Source organism: Mycobacterium sp. P2_H7 (assembly GCF_056403275.1).
This window is the reverse complement of sequence record NZ_JBFUFU010000003.1, coordinates 235,033-254,955: the sequence shown is the minus strand read 5'-3', so window position 1 is coordinate 254,955 and position 19,923 is coordinate 235,033. Positions and strand designations below refer to the sequence as shown.

Sequence of the window (19,923 nt, the reverse complement as noted above, 5' to 3'; positions counted from 1 at the left end):
GCCGCACACCAATCCCACCGCGACAAACTGATCGCCGACCACCAGGGTGACGTTCCGTTCCCCACCAAYGTGGAYGCGTTCATGAGCCTCGTCGACGCCGGCTGGGACGCCGACGTCGCCCGCCGCCCCCACGGCCARCACACCACCGTCATCGTGCACGTCGACATCGACCARCCCGCCGCCCTACACCTSGGSCCCGTCCTGACCGACGAAGACCGCCGATACCTGCTCTGCGACGCCACCTGCGAAGTSTGGTTCCACCGCGACGGCCAACCCATCGGCGCCGGACGGGCCACCCGCACCATCAACCGCCGACTACGCCGCGCGCTGGAGCACCGCGACCGCTGCTGCGCGGTCSCCGGCTGCGGCGCCACCCGCGGGTTGCACGCCCACCACATCACCCACTGGGAAGACGGCGGCACCACCGAACTCGACAATCTGATCCTGCTCTGCCCCTACCACCACCGGTTGCATCACCGCGGTGGCATCACGATCACCGGGCCCGCCGACCGGCTCGTCGTCACCGACGACGCCGGAAAACCTCTGAACCGCGGATCACTGGCCCGACCACCCACAACCCCACCACCGGACGTCGAACCCTACAAAGGGCCGACCGGCGAACGCGCCCAATGGTGGTGGTACACACCATTCGAACCACCACCCCCACCCAGCGACAACTAGGCGTCCTGCAGCTCCAGTGGCGGCGGGTCGGCGTGCTCCGATGCGCGGGGTTTGGCGCGGCCGGACGGCCACCAGTTGTACTTGCCCACCAGCACCGCGAGGGCGGGCACCGTGATGGTGCGCACCAACAGGGTGTCCAGCAACAGCCCGACACCGATGATGAAGCCGCCCTGCACCATTGAGCCGATACTGCTGAACAGCATCGCGAACATGGGCGCGGCGAAGATCATGCCCGCCGAGGTGATCACGCTGCCGGTGGAGCGCACCGTGCGGATGACACCGGACCGGATGCCGTGCGGGGACTCGTCGCGTATTCGGGAGATCAACAGCATGTTGTAGTCGGCACCGACGGCCACCAGGACGATGAACGCCATCCCCGGTGTGCTGGCGGACATGAACTGGCCACCGATCAGCTGCAGCACGATGACGCCGATGCCCAACGACGACAGGCACGAAAGAATCACCGTGCCAACGAGATAGAGCGGTGCCACCACTGCCCGCAACAGGAGGACGAGGATCAGGAACACCACCACGACGGTCATCAGGACGATGAACTCGAGGTCGTGGTTGTAGTAGTCGCGCAGCTCGCTGTAGTACGGCGTCATGCCGGACATCGATATCGACGCATCGGCCAGCGACGTGTTGACCTGCGCACCCCGCGCCGTGGCGAGGATGGTCTTCACCTGATCCATCGCCGTGGTGTCATACGGGTTGAGGCTGGACTCGACCAGGTAGCGGGCCGAATGCCCGTCGGCGGACATGAACACCTTGACCAGATCCTTGAAGCGATCATTGCCCAGAATCTCGGGGGACACATAGAAACCCGCCGCGCCGGGATCTTTCGCATTGAGTTTCATCGACAGCAGGAAGGCCGATGCGCGCGACAGGCCTTCGCCGAGCTGTTTGGTCTGATCGTCGAGAATCCGCACTCCGTCGGCGATCTTGCGGCTGCCCTCGGCCAGTGCGGCGGCCCCCTGGTCGAGAGAGGACAGTTGCTTCTGGAGTCCTCCGGATCCGCCGCCCGGTCCGCCGGACCCGCCGCTCAGGCCCAGGGAGTTCATGGCTTTGGTGGCTGCGTCCAGGGTCGGCCCCACCTTGTGCAACACATCCGACATGCGCTGCAACCGATCTCGGTCACTGGCGCACTTCTCGTCGAGCCCGCAGTTCGGGTCGGCCTTCATCGTTTCCAGGGTGGTGTCGTTGAGCCACAGCGAATCGTTGAACTGCGCCATGTCCGGCAGGAACGAATCGCGGCCGATGACCTTCTGCAGCTCCTCGGAACTCGGGAGCGCGTTCCGCATCCCCGACAGCGTCTTGCTCAGATTGTCGAGCACCCCGGTGGTCTTGGTCAGCTGACCGCGCACCGTCGCGAGGCTGTCGGCCAGCTTGTCGGCGCCGCCGGTGAGCGCCGCCCGGGCGTCGGTGCTCGCGGTGATCTTGGCGGTGGCGTCCGCGAGTTTGTTGCCGATCTCGCCTGCCTGGTAGCTCAGCGTGGCCTGCTCCAGCGGCACACCGGTGGGGCGGGTGACGCCGCGCACCGCAGAGATATCCGGCAATTGGGCGACCCGCTGCGCCAACTGCTCCAGATCGGCCAGCGCCTTGGTGGTCCGCAGATCATGCGGGGACTGGATGAACACGTACTGCGGCGCGGTGAGGCTGGCCGGGAAGTGCCGTTCGATCGCGGCCATGCCGACATTGCTCTCCGCTGCCGCCGGCAGAGAGGTACGCGCGTCATAACTGGTGTGCAGCAACAGCACACAGGCGGCCAGTGGGATCAGGATGACCAGGCTGCCCACCAGATGGGCCACCGGGTGGCGCACGATGTTGATCCCGGATCGGCGCCAGAACTTGTTGGTGAGCTCGCGTTTCGGCTTGACCCAGCCCCTGCGGCCGGTGAGCGTGAGGATCGCCGGCAGCAGGGTGATCGACGCCAGGAACGCCACGGCGATCGACACCGCCAGCGCCGGTCCGGTCGTGGAGAACACCTTGAGTGAGGTGAAGCCCATACCCAGGAACGTGACGGCGACCGTCGCAGCGGAAGCGGCGATCACCTTACCGATGGCGATGAGCGCCCGGGCCACGGCCTGATCGGATTCCACTCCCTGGCGCAGATATTCGTGATATCGGCTGATCAGGAACACGGCGTAATCGACTCCGGCGCCGATCATCATCGCGCTCATGAACACCAGCGTCTGCTGCGAGATGGCCAGACCCATCTGCGCCAGCGCGGCCACCACCTGCGTGGCCGCCGCCTGCGTCACGCTGATGGTCACCAGCGGCACCAGCATCGTGACGATGTTGCGGTACACCACCAGCAGGATCACCAGCACCATGGCGACGGTCGCGGTCTCGATCACCCGCAGGTCGCGCAGCCCGATCTCTTCGCGTTCTGAGACGGTGGCGGTCAGTCCCGTCATGTGCATGTCCAGATCGGACCCCGCGACGGTGTCGCTCACCGTGGTGACGACCCGCTGATAGGCGGCCCCGGACTCGGGCGACCCCAGTTCACCGGTGATGCCGACGGGGATGAACCACGCCTTGTGGTCCTTGCTCTCCATCACGTCCCGCAGCGGTGGCTGCGAGACGAAGTCCTGCACCATCACGACATCGTTGCTCTCGTGGTGCAGTCGGTCCACGAGGTTGCGGTAGACGTCCTCGTCCGTCTTGGTGAGCCCGTTCTCGTTGGTGAGGACCACCAGGGCGATGTTCTGGATGCCGGGTTCGTTGAAAGCCGCGGTCATGTTGCGTGTCGCGGCCATGACGGCGGAATTGGCAGGCAGCAGTTCCTGATTACGGTCGCTGGCCAGTTTCATCAGTGGCGGGACCGCCACCGACAGCACCGCCACGAGGATCAGCCAGGCGCAGATGACCCACCACGGCCGGCGCACCACGAGATGTGCCAGTCGCTCGAAGATGCCGCCAACCGCTGACCTCTCGACGGGGTCACGGCGCGGCCTGCGCGGCCAGATCAAGCTCACATCGTCTCACGGGCGAGTTGGTCGCCATACCGACTCAGTACCTCGGCGCTGAGCATCTCCTGATGGGTGCAGTCGACCGGATGCACGGTGATCGCACCGGTGGCGTGCGGGCGCCACATCTGCCGCAACGTCGCGCTGCGGTCGTGCCCGTCGCGCTCCGCGGCGAAGACCAGCATGTCGCCACGGAACACGCCGGCTTCGTGGGCACCGTACAGCCCGACGTTGGTGTCGAAGTTCGCCACCAACTGCTCGAGGAGGCGGCCATAGCCCGGCAGCTCGGATCCCGCCACGGCGTCGAGTTGCGCCCGGTCCACGGCGCGGGTGGCGTGTCCGTTGAGCGCCGGCTCGGCGTCGAGCAGGATCAGCCGTGCGACATCGGCGCCCCGGCGCTGCAGTTCGGCGGCGACCGCGTGGGCGACGACACCGCCGAACGACCAGCCGAGCAGGTGATACGGCCCGGCCGGGTCCAAGGCCTGTATGCGGTCCGCATACTCCGCGGCCATCTCGCGCAGCGATCCCGGGACCGTCCCGCCGGCCTGCTGGATGCCGATGATCGGACCGTCCAGGTGGCCGCCGAGCGTCTGGTAGGGCCAGCTGAGTCCGCTCACGGCGTGTAGGCAGTACAGCGGAACACCGTTGCCGCCCTTGAGGGTTTGCACCGGGACGATCTCCACCCCGGATGCGGACGGCGACGACAGGCGCTCGCTCATCGCGTGTACGGTCGGTGCCTCGAAGACGGTTGACACCGACAGGTCCACATCGAGGTCTGCCTTGATGGCCGCGATCAGACGCATCGCGGAGATGCTGTCGCCACCCAGATCGAAGAACGATTCGTCGGCGCCGACCCGTTCGACGCCGAGGACCGTCCCGAAGATGCCGGCCAGCGCCCGCTCCGTGGGATTGCCGGGCGCGACGTACTCACCCGCGCGCAGCTCCGGGGCGGGCAGGGCGCGGCTGTCGAGCTTGCCGTTGGCCGTGATCGGCAACTCCGGCAGCACCACCACGGCCGCGGGGATCATGTGCGCGGGCAGCCGCTCGGCGAGCGCGGCGCGGACCGCGACGGCATCGACCGCACCCGTGACGTAGCCGACGAGGCGTTTGTCCCCCGGCCGGTCCTCTCTGGCGAGGACCGCGGCCTGCCGGACGCCGTCGATTCGGCCCAATGCCGTCTGTACATCGCCCAATTCGATCCGGTAGCCGCGGATCTTGACCTGGTCGTCGGCCCGGCCCAGATGGTCCAGCTGCCCGTCGGCGCGCCACCGCACCAGGTCCCCGGTGCGGTACATGCGGGTGCCCGCGCTGAAGGGGTTGGCCACGAAGCGTTCGGCGGTGCGACCGGACCGGTGCACGTATCCGACGCCGACGCCCGTTCCGGCGACGTACAACTCACCGACCGCACCGGGGGGCACCGGGCGCAGCCAGGGATCGAGCACGAACAGTTCCGCGCCGGGGACCGCCGAACCGATCGACACCGCGGTCGGGCCCGGTTGCAGCGGCGCCGTCATCGACGCGTAGACGGTCGCCTCGGTCGGCCCGTACGCATTGATCATCGGACGGTCGGCGGCCAAGCGGTCCACGAGCTCGCCGGGGCAGGTTTCACCGCCCACCACCAGCGCGGTCGATCCCAGCTTCGCCGGCGACAGAACCGCTGCCGCCGAGGGGGTCTGGGTCAGCACGGTGACCTGCTCGGCGCTCAGTAGGGCATGGAACTCATCTGGGTCGGCGGTGACGGATTCCGGCACGATGACCAGACGACCACCGTGCAGCAGGGGACCCCAGATCTCCCACACCGAGAAATCGAAGGCGTAGGAGTGGCATTGGGTCCACACCTGGCCGGGCGGGAGGCCGGCGCGCAGTGAGTCGAACTGTGCGGTGACGTTGCGATGCGTGACGGCCACACCTTTGGGGACGCCGGTGGTGCCCGAGGTGTAGATGACGTAGGCGATGTCGTCGACCGCGGGCCCCGCAGGCGTGGTGCGCGGTTCGGCTGTGAGGTCGACCTCGTCGAGGTTCACGACGGGCACGGCGCCGAGGTTGGCGGCCCACTCGCCCGCGGTGACCGCGACGACGGGCGCGATATCGGCCAGCATGATCTCGACGCGCTCCGCCGGCAGTGTCGGGTCGATCGGCAGATAGGCCGCCCCGGTCTTGAGTACCGCCAGGATCGAGACGATGGCTTCGACCGACCGCGAGAACAGCAGCGCCACCGCCTGTCCGGGGCCCGCACCACGTTCGGACAGCAGCTGCGCCAGCCGGTCGGAGTCCGCGTCGAGTTCGGCGTAGGTGAGCGTCCGTCCACAGTGGGTGACCGCCCCCGCTGCCGGAGTGCGGGCCACCTGCGCGGCGAACAACTCAGGCAGGGACCGGGATATCTCGGGGGCCGGCTGCCCGCCCCGGCGCGTGAGTGCGGCCACTTCGGCGTGTTCGCCCGCGCCGAGTAGGTCGATCGACGACAGCCGCCCGGCTGGTTCGGCCGTCATCGCGACCAAGACCCGCTCGAACCGTTGCGCCAGCGCATCGATGTCGGCCGCATCGAAGACGTGGGTGTCGAATTCGATGCGTAGACCCAGTTCCTGGCCGGGCGCGACCTGCACCGTCAGCGGGTAGTGATTCTGCTCGTGGCTGGTGAACGCGGTGATCGCCAGCTCGTCGTCGCCGGGTGCACCGGTCTGGACGGGATAGTTCTCGTAGGCGAACAAGGTGTCGAAAAGCTGTGTCTGTCCAGTGATCCGGTGCATCTCGCCGAGTCCGAGGTGCTGGTGATCGAGGGTCGCGTTGTGGTCGTGCTGCAGCTGCGCGAGCAGCCCGGCGGTGCTGGTCGTCGAGGTGAGCGTGGCGCGCACCGGCACGGTGTTGATCATCAGGCCGACCATCGCGTCCGCGCCGGCCATATCGGCGGGCCGGCCCGACACGGCGGTGCCGAAGACGATGTCGCGCTGACCGGTCAGTCCGGCCAGCAGCTGCGCGAACGCGCCCTGCAGGACGACATTGGCGGTGGTCCGCTGGGAGCGGGCCAGCTCGTCGACCGCTCGGCTGATGGTCGCCGAAAGCCGGAAGCTGCGAACGTCTTTCGCGGTCTGGCCGGTTCGGTGCGGCGACCCGACCAGGGTGGGGGTGCCCAGCCCGGCCAGCACCGCCGACCAGGCCGCACGTGCCGCATCCAGATCCCTCTCGGCCAGCCAACCGATGAACTTCCGGTAGGAGGGCGCGGACGGCAGGCGCTGCCCGTAGTAGGCGGCGAAGATCTCGCTCAGCAGGATCGGCATCGACCAGCCGTCCATCACGATGTGGTGATTGGTCAGCACCAGCCGATGCTGGTGTTCGGCGGTGCTGATCAGGGCAACCCGGAACGGCGGCCGGTGTTCCAGGTCCCCGACGGCGGCACGCTCGGTCGCACAGAACCGCGCGATGTCGTCCTCGGTGGCCAATTGCACATGGGTCCAACCGAATTCCGGATCGGCGGGGATGATTTGCATCGGCTCACCGAAGCGCTGGATGAACCGGGCCGCCACGTGCGGGTGCCGGTGCAGCACCGTGTGCGTCGCGTCGAGCAGCCGCTGCGGGTCCAGTGCGCCGGCCACGGTCAGATCGAGCTGTACGGCGTACATCCCCTCGGCACCGGATTGCCCGGTGTGGAAGAGCATGCCGTGTTGCAACGGTGTCACCGGCAGGATGTCGGCGATGCGGAACTGCCGCTGCAACTCCTCGATCTGGAGCCGGCTGATCCGCACGGGCGCCACGTCCGACGGTGTCAGGCCACCTCCGCCGCCGCGGACGTGCGCACAGATACCGGTGAGCGCCTCGAACCACAATCGGCTCAGCCGCGCGACCTGCTCCTCATCGAGTGCCGATGGCGCCCATGTCCAGTTGGCGTACAGCTGCGGACCGGTGTCGGTGTCCACGGTGCCGGCGTTGAGTTCCACGGTGTGCATCAACGGCATCGGCACCGCGGTGCTGACCTCCGTCGCGGCGGCGCCGTCCCGGGAAAGCTGCCAGAACTCGCCGGACAGTTCGGGTCCGCCGCCGAGGCGGCCCAGGTAGTTGAAGCCGATCGTCGGGTCCGGCCCCGCCAGGTTGGTGTCGGCGGACAGATACCGCAGCGCACCGTAGGTGAGGCCGTCGGGCAGGGCGCGCAGCTGTTCCTTGGCGTCCTTGAGCGCCGCGCCCAGCGCCGGGTCACCGGCGAGTACCTGCTGCCAGGTCACCTCGCCGAGGCTGAGTGCGACGGGGTACTTGGTCGTGAACCAGCCGACGGTGCGGGACAGGTCGACGGTACGACCCAGCTGCTCCTGGCGACCGTGGCCTTCGACGTCGATGCCGATCGGCGCGGCTCCCGACCCGGTGAATTCTGCTGTCGCCAAGGCGAATGCGATCAACAGGATGTCGTTGATGCCGGCGTGGAACGCGGCGGGCACGTCACCCAGCAGGGCCGCGACGGTGCCGGCGTCGTCCAGCGTGACAGACAGTCGCCCGGCGCCGGCGTAGGTGTCGACGTCGGGCCGGACCGCCGCGAACAACGCGGGGGTGGCCGCGACCCGCCGCCACGCATCCGCCTGGGCGGCGACTTCCGCGCTATCCGCGTAGGCGTTCAGGATCTGCGCCCAGCGGGCGAAGGACGTGCCCACGCCGGGCAACACGACCGGCCCGCCCGCGCGGTGCTGCGCCCAGGCGATGTTCAGATCCTCCAACAGGATTCGCCAGGAGACACCGTCGACGGCGAGATGGTGGACGATCAGCACCAGCTCGCGGGTCGCGTCGGCCCACAGTGCGCTCAGCATCATGCCCGCGGCAGGGTTCAGCCGTGACCGCGCCGCGACGACGGCGTCGTCGGACAGTTCGCTCACCGCGTACAGGTGGTCACGGGCATCGAGCGCGCCGGCCTGCGGCACGGACAGCGCCCAGTCCGGGCCCACCCTCAGGCGCAACATGGCGTGCCGATCGAGCAAGGCCTGCAGCAGGATTGCGGCCTCGTCCTGGGTGGCGCCCTCGGGGGCCCGCACCACCACGGTCTGGTTGAACTGGTCGACGGGGCCGGGTACCGCGGCCAGCCAGCGCATGATCGGGGTCGCGGGCAGCGGGCCGGACCACTCGTCGCGGTCACCGTCGGCCGCGTCGTCTTCCGGTGTGACGACCAGCGCCAGCCGCGCCACCGTCTGCTCGACGAAGATGTCACGCGGCCGGCACACCAGCCCCGCGGTCCTTGCCCTGGCCACCACCTGCATCGACATGATGCTGTCGCCACCGAGTTCGAAGAACGGGTCATCGATGCCGACGGCCGCAAGTTCCAGCCCGAGCACCTCGGCGTAGATCGCGGCCAGGATCTCCTCGACGGCGGTGTCCGGTGCGCGGTATCGGTCGGCGTCGGCGTAGGTCGGCGCCGGAAGCGCCCGTTTGTCGAGTTTTCCGTTGGGCGTCAAGGGAAGTGCGGGCACGGCCACCACCGCGGCAGGCACCATGTAGGAGGGCAGGTGCGCACCGAGCGCCGCCCGGGCCTCGGCCGGGTCGGCCGTCCCGGTGATGTAGCCGACCAACCGCTTGTCGCCGGGGCGGTCCTCGCGGGCGATGACGGCCGCCTGCTGCACGCCGTCCAGTGCCGCCAGAGCGGTGCGCACATCGCCCAATTCGATGCGATAGCCGCGGATCTTGACCTGCTCGTCGGCCCGGCCCAGATACTGCAGCTGCCCATCCGCTCCCCAGCGGACCAGGTCGCCGGTGCGGTACATCCGTTGCCCCGGCGCGCCGAACGGGCAGGCCACGAACCGCGACGCGCTCAACCCGCCGCGCCGCACATACCCGGCGGCAACGCCCGCACCCGCCACGTACAGTTCGCCGACCACGCCGATCGGCACCGGACGCAACGACTGGTCCAGAACGAACGAGGCCGCGGCGGGCACCGGCTTCCCGATCGGCACCACCCCGGAGCCCGCGTGCAGCGGAGCGCTGACCGCGGCGTAGATGGTGGCCTCGGTGGGACCGTAGGCGTTGATCATCAGGTGATCGGCCGCCCACCGGTCGACCAGTTCGGTGGGGCACGCCTCACCCGCCACCACGAGCGTCGTCGACTCCAGGCCCTGTGCGGACAACATCATTGCCGCGGAGGGGGTTTGGGTGAGGACATCCACGCCCTCGGCGACCAGCAGGGCGTGCAGCTCTTCGGGTGCGCGCGCCACCGACTCGGGTACCACCACCAGCCGGGCGCCGTGCAGCAACGCACCGAAAATCTCCCACACCGAGACGTCGAAGGCAAGCGAATGCCACTGGCTCCACACACCGCCGGTCGGCAGCTCCGCGCCCACGGAATCCAGCAGGGAGAACACATTTCGATGAGTGAGGGCGACGCCCTTGGGCAGCCCGGTGGTGCCCGAGGTGTAGATCAGGTAGGCGAGATCCGACGCGTCCGGCACCGGCAGCGCCGTCGCCGATTGTGCCGCCACCTCGGGATCGTGCGCGTCGACGACGGGCACTCCGTGTTCGGTGAGCCGGTCGGCCAGGTCGCCGGTGGTGACGGCGGCGACCGGCGCGGCGTCGCCGAGCATGAATCCGACCCGCGCCGCAGGCAGGGCGGGGTCGACCGGCAGGTAGGCCGCTCCCGTCTTGAGCACCGCCAGAATCGACACGATCGCCTCGGCCGATCGCGAGAACAGCAGGGCCACAGTCTGTCCCGGACCCGCACCGAGACCGGCCAGCAGATGTGCCAGCCGGTTGGACGCGACGTCCAGTTCCGCGTACGTCAGGGTGTCCTCACCGCAGGTGAGTGCCGGCGCTGCGGGCGTGCGCAGCACCTGCGCGGCGAACGCCGCAGGCAGGGATGCGTCCCCGGTGGCTCCGCCGAGCACCGCCCGGTTGCCGAGTTCGTCGAGGCGCGCGCGTTCGGCGTCGTCGAGCAGACCGACCGCCGACAACGCGCGCTGCGGATCGGCGGTCAGCGCCGTCAGAATCCGTTCCAGCCGGGTGATCATCGCTTCGACCGTGGCGGCGTCGAACACGTCGGTGCGGAATTCCACCTCGCCGCCGATGCCCGCGGGGGCGCCGGTCGCGGTCCAGCGCTCGGACAGCGAGAAGGTCAGGTCCATCCGGGCCGACTGGGTGCCCAGCGGAATCGAGGCGACATCAAGGCCCTTCAACCCGGAACCGGTCGCCGGGTCGTGCTGGCCCGCGAAGTTCTGCCAGGCCAGCATGACCTGCACCAGGGGATGGTGGGTCAGGTTGCGGACCGGGTTGAGCCGCTCCACCAGCACCTCGAACGGCACATCCTGGTGCTCGAAGGCCTCCAGGCTGCGGGTGCGCACCTGCCCGAGCAGCTCCGCGAATGTCGGGTCGTCGCCGGTGTCGGCGCGCAGCACCAGGGTGTTGACGAAGAAGCCGACCAGATCGTCCAGGGCCGGGTCGCGCCGGCCTGCGATCGGGAAGCCCACGGCCACATCGGTACTCGCGCCCAAGATCGACAGCAGGGCCAGCAGTCCGGACTGCACCACCATGAAATTCGTCGCGTTCTGCGCGCGCGCCAGCTCGGCGATCTGCGCTTGCAGAGCCGCCGGCCAGTCGACGGCAACCGTCGCTCCGGCCATGTCCGCCATCAGCGGGTAGGGCCGGTCGGTGGGCAGCTCGAGGCGCTCCGGAAGTCCGGCCAGCGCGTGCTCCCAGTACGCCAGCTGATCGGCCACCCTGCTGTGGCTGTCCTCCAAAAGGCCGAATTGTGTTCGCTGCCATAGTGTGTAGTCCACGTACTGCACCGGTAGCGGCGCCCAGTCCGGCGCCTGGCCCGCGCACCGGCAGGCGTATGCCACGCCCAGGTCGGCCACCAGCGGACGCAGCGACCAGCCGTCGGCGGCGATGTGATGGACGACGGCCACCATCAGGTGCTCCTCGTCGGCGACCCGGAAGAGGCTGACCCGCAACGGAATATCGGTTGCCAGGTCGAACGGCTCACGGGCGGCGGCCTCCAAGGCCTCCTGTAGCTGTGCCGGTGACCAGCCGTCGGCGTCGATGACGTCCCAGCCGAAGCCGGCCAGCTCCGCGGGAACGACGACCTGCTGCGGTGTCCCTTCGGGGGCGGCGAAGACGGTGCGCAGGCTCTCGTGCCGCGCGACCACGTCGGCCAGTGCGGCGCCCAGCGCCGCCGCATCCAGGCCACCGGTCAGCCGCAGCGCCGCCGCCATGTTGTAGACCGCCGATGGGCCGTGCAACTGGTCGATGATCCACAATCGGTTCTGCGCGAACGACAACGGGATGACCGCGGGCCGCTCGGCGGGCCGCAGCGGCTGGAGCCGGCCCGCATCGTCAGCGGTACCGTCGCCGAGCCGGGCGGCCAACTGCGCCACGGTGGGCGCTTCGAATACGGCGCGCACCGGCAGCTCGACGTTCAGCGCCGCATTGATGGCCGCCACCAGGCGCATCGCCGACAGCGAATCGCCGCCGAGGTCGAAGAACGAGTCGTCGACACCGACCCGGTCGACGTCGAGGACCTGCGCGTAGACGCCGGCCAGAATCTCCTCGGCCGGGCTGCCCGGGGCGCGGTACCGGCCGCCGGCGTAGTCCGGGTCAGGCAAGGCGCGGGTGTCCAGTTTGCCGTTGACCGTGACGGGCAGGGCGTCCAGTCCGATGATCGCGGCGGGCACCATGTATCCCGGCAGCCGTTCGGCCAGCGCGGCGCGGGCCGCCGCCGGCTCGGCGGTGCCGGTGATGTAGCCGACGAGGCGTTTGTCGCGGGCGATCACCACCGCCTGCTCCACCCCGTCCACCGCGGCCAGCGCCGACCGCACGTCGCCGAGTTCGATGCGGAAGCCGCGGATCTTGACCTGCTCGTCGGCGCGGCCGAAGTACTGCAGCTGCCCGTCCTGGCCCCAGCGGACCAGGTCGCCGGTGCGGTACATGCGGTCGCCCGCCGCACCGAACGGGCAGGGCACGAATCGTGTCGCCGTCAGGGCGGATCGGCGCCAGTAGCCGATCCCCACGCCGCGGCCCGCCACGTAGAGCTCACCGATGGCGCCGGGTCGCACCGGGCGTAGCCAGTCGTCGAGCACGAACATCGCTGCGCCCGGTACCGGCGAGCCGATCGGCGGAGCACCGGTGCCGGGCCGCAACGGCGCGCTCTTGGTGACCCACATGGTGGTCTCGGTCGGTCCGTAGACATTGAGCATCGGCCCACGGGCTGCCCAGCGGTCGACCAGTTCCGGCGGGCAGGGCTCGGCGCCGATGATCAGGGTCGCGGACTCCAGGCCCGCCGTCGGCAGCATGCTGACCGCAGAAGGCGTTTGGGCGAAGACCGTCACCCCTTCGCGAACGAGCAAGGAGTGAAAGTCCGCCGCGGAGCGGGCCACCGCGTCGGGCACCACCACCAGGCGGCCGCCGTGCAGCAGCGCGCCCCAGATCTCCCACACCGAGAAGTCGAAGGAACAGGAGTGGAACTGGGTCCAGACCTGCTCCGAGGACAGCGGGATACCGATGTCCAGACCGTCGAACAACTGGGTGACGTTGCGATGGGTGACCGCAACGCCTTTGGGCACACCGGTGGTCCCCGAGGTGTAGATGATGTGCGCCATGTCGTCGGGGGACGGCCACGGCAGTGCTACCCGCTGCACGTCAATCGCTTCGTCGATTGCTTCGTCGACTGCGATGACCGGGATCCCCAGCCCGTGCAACCGCTCCCCCAACTCACCGGTCGTGATGGCCGCAACGGGGGCGGTGTCGGCGAGCATGAACTCCATGCGCGTCGACGGCAGCGCCGGGTCGATGGGCAGGTAGGCGGCTCCGGACTTGAGGACCGCGAGGATCGACACGACCGCATCGGCCGAGCGCGGGAACAGCAGTGCCACAGCCCGTCCCGGGCCGGCACCATGACCGGCCAGGCGGTGCGCCAGCCCGTCCGACAGCTCGTCGAGTTCCCGGTAGCTCAGCGCACGGTCGCCATAGGTGAGGGCCACCGCGTCCGGGGTGCGCGCGGCCTGCGCGGCGAACAGGGCGGGTATGGACGCACCGGCGCTGCGCCGGGTGAGCACCGCACGCCCGCTCCATCGATCCAGGGCGGCGTGCTCGTCGGCGTCGAGGGTGTCCTGCACGGACAGCCTGCGGTGCGGGTCGGCGGTCATGGCCGCGAGCACTCGCTGGAATCGCCTGACGAAGGCGGTGATTCCAGCAGCGTCGAACAGCGCGGTGTCGTATTCGACGCGAAGGCTGAGCTCGGTCCCCGGTTGGGCCTGCACCGACAGCGGGTAGTGGGTGGACTCCCGGGTGCTCACCCCGGTGACGTCCAGTTCGCCCGGTCCCGAGAGCACGCCCGCGTCGACCGGATAGTTCTCGTAGGCGAACAGCGTGTCGAACAACTGGTCCTGGCCGGTGGCGCGGTGAATCTCGTTGAGCGCCAGATGCTGATGCTCGATGGTGTGGTTGTACGCGCCCTGTAGCTGATCCAACAGGTCGGCGGCGGTGGTGGCCGCGGTGATGTGCGCGCGTACCGGCACCGTGTTGATGAACAGGCCGACCATGGATTCGACCCCGGCGACCTCGGCCGGACGGCCCGACACCGTGGTACCGAAAGCGACATCGTGGCGGCCGGTCAACCAGCACAGCACCTGCGCGTACGCGGCCTGCAGGACGATGTTGGCGGTGGTGCGCCGGGCCCGGGCCAGCCCGGCGACCTCGCGGGCCACTTCGGCCGGCAGCGTGAAGGTTTCGACGTTGCGGGCACCCGGCTCCGGCGGGGCCACGATGGTGGGCGCGTCGAAGCCGACGAACAGTTCACCCCAGGCCATCCGCGCTGCATCGCGGTCGCGGGCGGCCAGCCAGGTGACGTAGTGGCGATACGGCGTCGTGGCGGGCAGCCGATGCTCGTGGTAGCCGGCGAAGATCTCGCCCAACAGGATCGGCATGGACCAGCCGTCCAGCACGATGTGGTGATTGGTCAGTATGAACCGGTACCGGTCCGGCGCCAGCCGGATCAATGCGGCGCGGAACGCCGGCTGGTCGCCCAGGTCGCATACCGCGGCGCGCTCGTCGGCGCATATCTGGCCAACCTCGCCGTCGCGCTCCACGTACCGCCACGACAACGCGGGGTCTGCCGGAATGGACTGCACCGGTTCGCCGTACCGCTGATGGAAGCGGGCGTCCAGATTCGGATGCCGGCGCAGTACCGCGTGCACCGCAGCACGCAGCCGCGGTTCGTCGAGCCGGCCGGACAAGCCGATGTCCAGCTGACCGGCGTACAGGTCGCCCTCACCGGTGGTGGCGTGGAACAGCAGCCCCTGCTGCACGGGTGTCAGCGGCAGCACGTCGATGATCTGGTGGCGCGCGGACAGCTCGTCGATCTGGTGCTGGTGCAGCCGGGCCGGCGCGATGTCCGACGGCGTCAGGCCGCCGCCACCGCCGCGCACATGAGCACAGATTCCGGCCAGTGCCTCGAACCACAGCCGGCTGAGCCGGGCGACCCGCTCCCGGTTCAGCGCTGACGGTGCCCACGTCCAGTTGGCGTGCAGTTGTGAGCCGTCGGCGGTGTCGACGGTGCCTGCGGTGAGTTCCAGTGTGTGCATCAGCGGCATGGGGATCGCGGCGGCCGTCTGCGCGAGGGCGATGTCCTGGCCTGCGCGCCAGAAGGTTTCGGGCAGATTCCCCGCGGCGCCTTGCCTACCGAGATAGTTGAACCCGATCGTCGGGTCCGGGGTGACCAGGGTCGCGTCGGCGGTGAGGTAGCGCAGCAGGCCGTAGGTGACGGCGTCGGGAAGGGCGCGCAATTGTTCCTTCGCGTTCTTCACGGCGGCACCGAGCGTGGCGTCGCCCGCGACCACCTGCGCCCAGCTGATCGCACCCGAGGTCAGTGCCACCGGGTGCTTGGTGGTGAACCAGCCGACGGTGCGGGTGAGGTCGACATCGCCACCCAGGTCCTCGTGGCGTCCGTGTCCTTCGACATCGATGCCGACCGGAGCCTCTCCGGCGTCCACGAATTCGGCTGTCGCCATGGCGAATGCGATGAGCAGGATGTCGTTGATGCCCGCATGGAACGCCGCGGGGACCTCACCGAGCAGCATCGCGGTGGTCTCGGCATCCAGCTGCGCGGACAGGTGACCCGCGGTGGCGAAGGTGTCGGTGCCGGGCTGGACCGGCGGCAACACGGCGGCGACGTCGGACACCTGCTGCCACGCCAGTGCCCCCGCCGCGACGTCCGGGTGCGCGGCATGTTCGGCGAGCACCGCCGCCCAGCGCTGGAACGACGTGCCGCCCGCCGGCAACTCGACCGGCTGCCCGGCGTGGTGTTGACCCCAGGCGATGTTGATGTCCTCCAACAAGATTCGCCAGGACACCGCGTCCACCGCCAGGTGATGCACGATGACCACCAACTGGCCGGTGCCGGTCACCCAGAGCGCACTGAGCATGCTGCCTGCGGCCGGGTCCAGCCGCGCACGCGCCGCCACCACCGCCCCGTCCGACAGTTCCTCGACGGTCTGCAGGCAATCGCGGGCATCGACGGATCCGGCCGGGGGCACCGACAATGCCCCGTCCCGCGACGACATCCGCAGCGTGCCATGCCGGTCCAGCAGTGCCTGCAGCACCACCACGACATCGGCTTCGGTGACACCGGCCGGCGCGTGCACCGACATCGTCTGGTTGAACTCGTCCACCGGGCCCGGTGTCTCGGCCAGCCAGCGGATGATGGGCGTGGGCTGCACCGGACCGATGCCATCGTCGTCCGGTCCGGACCCGGTGCCCGCGATCTCGGTGACCCGCGCCAGCCGGGCGACGGTCTGTTCGACGAAGATGTCGCGCGTCCGGCAGGTCAGTCCCGCCGCGCGGGCCCGGGTGACCACCTGCATCGACGAGATGCTGTCACCGCCGAGGTCGAAGAAGGAATCGTCGATGCCCACCCGGTCGGTGCCGAGCACATTGGCGTAGATGCCGGCGAGGATCTCCTCGACCGCACCGGACGGAGCCCGGTACCGGCCCGCCGTGTACTCCGGCTCCGGCAGTGCGCGGGTGTCCAGCTTGCCGTTGGACGTCAGCGGCAACTCGGGCAGCAGCACCACCGCGGACGGGATCATGTACGCCGGCAACGTGTCCGCCAGCATCGCGCGCGCCGCGGCCGGGTCGACGGCACCGGTGACGTAACCGACCAGACGTCTGTCACCGGGCCGGTCCGCACGGGCGATGACCGCGGCCTGGTCGACCCCGTCCAGCGCGGCGAGCGCCGTGCGCACCTCGCCGAGTTCGATGCGGTAGCCGCGGATCTTGACCTGTTCGTCGACGCGGCCCAGGTAGTCCAGTTGTCCGTCGGCGCGCCACCGGACCAGGTCCCCGGTGCGGTACATGCGGGCGCCGGCACCGGAGAAGGGGCAGGCCACGAATCGCGATGCGGTCAAGCCACCGCGGCGCACGTATCCCGCCGCGACGCCGGCACCGGCGAGGTACAACTCGCCGATCACCCCCAGCGGGACCGGCCGTAACCTGCTGTCCAACACGAACGTTGCGGCCTTGGGGACCGGCCGCCCGATCGGGACCCGCCGTGCTTGCGGCCCGGGCCCGGCTGCCAGCGGTGCGCTGATCGCGGCGTAGATGGTGGCCTCGGTCGGGCCGTAGGCGTTGATCATCGTGCGGGCGGGCCCGCCCTCGGCGTGGGTCCAGCTCTGCACCAGTTCGGCCGGGCACGCCTCGCCGGCGACCACCAGGGTGACATCGCCGAGGCCGGCCGTCGGGAGCATCGTTGCGGCCGAGGGGGTTTGGCTGAGCACGGTGACCCGTTCCGCCACGAGCAGGGCATGCAGGTCCTCCGGCGAACGCGCCGCCGACTCCGACACCACGACGAGGCGGCCGCCGCGCAGCAGCGCGCCGAAGATCTCCCACACCGACACGTCGAACGCCAGTGAATGCCACTGCGACCAGACCCCGGCGGTCGGCAGGCCGCAATCCGGGGAGGTCAGCAGCTGCGTGACGTTACGGTGCGTGACGGCAACGCCTTTGGGTACGCCGGTGGTGCCCGAGGTGTAGATCAGGTAGGCGAGATCCTGGGCGGCGGGCCACGGCAACGAGGTGTTGGGCTGGGTGTCCAGGGCCGGGTCGGCCAGATCGGCGGGGGCGAGTACGGCGACCGGCGCGGCGTCGGCGAGCACGAAGTCGATCCGGGCGGCGGGCAGCGCCGGGTCGATCGGCAGATAGGCCGCTCCGGCCTTGAGCACCGCAAGGATCGCGACGATGGCGTCGGCCGAGCGGGGAAGCAGCAGTGCCACCGTCTGTCCCGGGCCCGCTCCCCGGCCGGACAGCAGGTGCGCCAGCCGGTTGGCGGCCTCGTCGAGTTCGCGGTAGGTCAGTGATCGGTCGAGATGGGTGAGGGCCACCGCGTCCGGGGTACGCGCGACCTGAGCGGCGAACAGTTCCGGGATTGAGGGATCGGTGACCGGTTCGGTCAGCGCCGCCAGGTTGGCCAGGTCATCGATCCGGGTGCGCTCGGGGTCGGCGAGCACGTCCACCGACGACAGCGCGATCCCAGGGTCCGCGACGACCGCGGTCAGCATGCGCTGCAACCGGGCGACGAGGGTGTCGATGGCCGCGGCGTCGAAGACATCCGTGCGGTATTCCACGGTCCCCGCGATGCCCGCGAGGTCGCCGGCCTCGGTCCAGCGCTCGCCCAGCGAGAAGGTCAGATCCATCCGGGCGGTCTTGGTGTCCACCGGCATCGGGATGACCGCCAGGTCACCCAGGGCCAGCCCGCCGGCCGGACCGTTGCCCTGGCCCGGCAGGTTCTGCCAGGCCAGCATCACCTGTACCAGCGGATGGTGAGCCAGGCTGCGGACCGGGTTGAGCCGTTCCACCAGCACCTCGAACGACACATCCTGGTTCTCGTAGGCGGCCAGGCTGCGCTGCTGCACCTGCGCCAGCAGATCGGCGAAGCTGGGGTCCCCCGCCACCTCGACGCGCAGCACCAAGGTGTTGACGAAGAAGCCGACGAGTTCGTCCAGCGCCGCGTCGCGCCGTCCAGCGATCGGGAACCCCACGGCCACATCGGAACTCCCGCCGATCTTGGACAACAGGGCCAGCAGGGCGGCCTGCACCACCATGAAACTGGTGGCGTTGTGTGCGCGGGCCACCCGGGCGATCTGCTGCTGCAGCTCGGCCGGCCACTCCACGGCGGCGGTGGCTCCCCGCTGATCCGCGACCAGCGGGTAGGGGCGGTCGGTGGGCAGTGACACGCGTTCGGGCAGGCCGGCCAGCGCGTCTTCCCAGTAGGCCAACTGGGCGGCGATGGGGCTGCCGCTGTCGTTCAGTTCACCGAATTGCGCACGCTGCCAAAGGGTGTAGTCGACGTACTGGACCGGCAGGTCCCGCCACCCGGGGGCCAGACCGGCGCAACGAGCGACATAGGCCATGCCGAGGTCGCGGGCCAACGGTGTGATGGACCAGCCGTCGGCGGCGATGTGATGCACCGCGGCCACCAGCACGTGCGTATCTGGGGCGACCCGGAAAAGGGTGGCCCGCAACGGAATCTCGGCCGCCAGGTCAAAGGCGTACCGGGTGGCGGCGTGGACGGCCTCATCCAGCCGCTGCACCGGCCAGCCCTCGGCGTCGATGACCTGCCAGCCGAACTGCGCCCGGTCCGCGGGGATCACGATCTGCTGCGGGATCCCGTCGGGTGCGGCGAACAGCGTGCGCAGACTCTCGTGCCGAGTGACGACGTCGGCCAGCGCGGCATGCAGCGCCGCGGTGTCGAGCCGGCCTTCCAGGCGCATCGCCGTCGCCAGGTTGTACACCGCCGAAGGTCCCTGCAGCTGCTCAAGGAACCACAGCCTGTTCTGCGCGAAGGACAACGGGATGACATCGGGCCGGGCCCCGGCGACCAGCGGGTCGAGAGCGGTTGCACCACCGTCGATCCGGGGTGCCAGCCCGGCGACGGTGGGGGTTTCGAACACGGCGCGCACGGCCAGGTCGGCGCCCAGCGACGTGTTCACCGCGGCGATCAGCCGCATGGCGGTGATGCTGTCGCCGCCGAGGTCGAAGAACGAGTCGTCGATGCCGACCCGGTCCACCCCGAGGAGTTCGGCGAACACCCCGGCCAGGATGTCCTCGACGGGGTTGCCGGGCGCACGGTAGGCCCCGGTCACATAGTCGGGGGCGGGTAGCGCACGGGTGTCGAGTTTTCCGTTGGCCGTCAGCGGCAGCGCGTCGAGCACCATGACCGCGGCGGGCACCATGTAGGCCGGTAGACGTTCGGCCAGGGCGGCACGTACCTGTCCGGGGTCGACGGTGCCGGTCAGGTAACCGACCAGCCGCTTGTCGCCGGGCCTGT

3 protein-coding genes (1 of these 3 only partly in view) are annotated in these 19,923 nt (G+C 69.7%); 1 reads left to right on the top strand and 2 read right to left on the bottom strand.

Annotated elements, in window-relative coordinates:
- Positions 1–681, top strand: a 681-nt coding sequence (locus AC1DY7_RS04300) for an HNH endonuclease signature motif containing protein (protein WP_477492418.1), incomplete at its 5' end; no start/stop codon positions are given.
- Here the strand turns inward: AC1DY7_RS04300 and AC1DY7_RS04295 are convergent.
- Together AC1DY7_RS04295 and AC1DY7_RS04290 are read right to left on the bottom strand one after the other, a co-directional pair.
- The gene (locus tag AC1DY7_RS04295; RefSeq protein ID WP_477492417.1) at positions 678–3,659 is read right to left on the bottom strand and encodes an MMPL/RND family transporter; all 2,982 of its coding nucleotides are present in this window, start codon (positions 3,657–3,659) and stop codon (positions 678–680) included. The genes AC1DY7_RS04300 and AC1DY7_RS04295 overlap by 4 nt on opposite strands.
- Positions 3,656–19,923, bottom strand: partial view of a non-ribosomal peptide synthase/polyketide synthase gene (locus AC1DY7_RS04290; protein WP_477492416.1) — the 3' portion only. 14,644 nt of this gene lie beyond the right edge of the window; 16,268 of the gene's 30,912 nt are visible here — the last part of the coding sequence; its start codon lies off the right edge, out of view — the gene reads right to left on this strand; it ends in the stop codon at positions 3,656–3,658. Before AC1DY7_RS04290 ends, AC1DY7_RS04295 begins: the two co-directional genes overlap by 4 nt.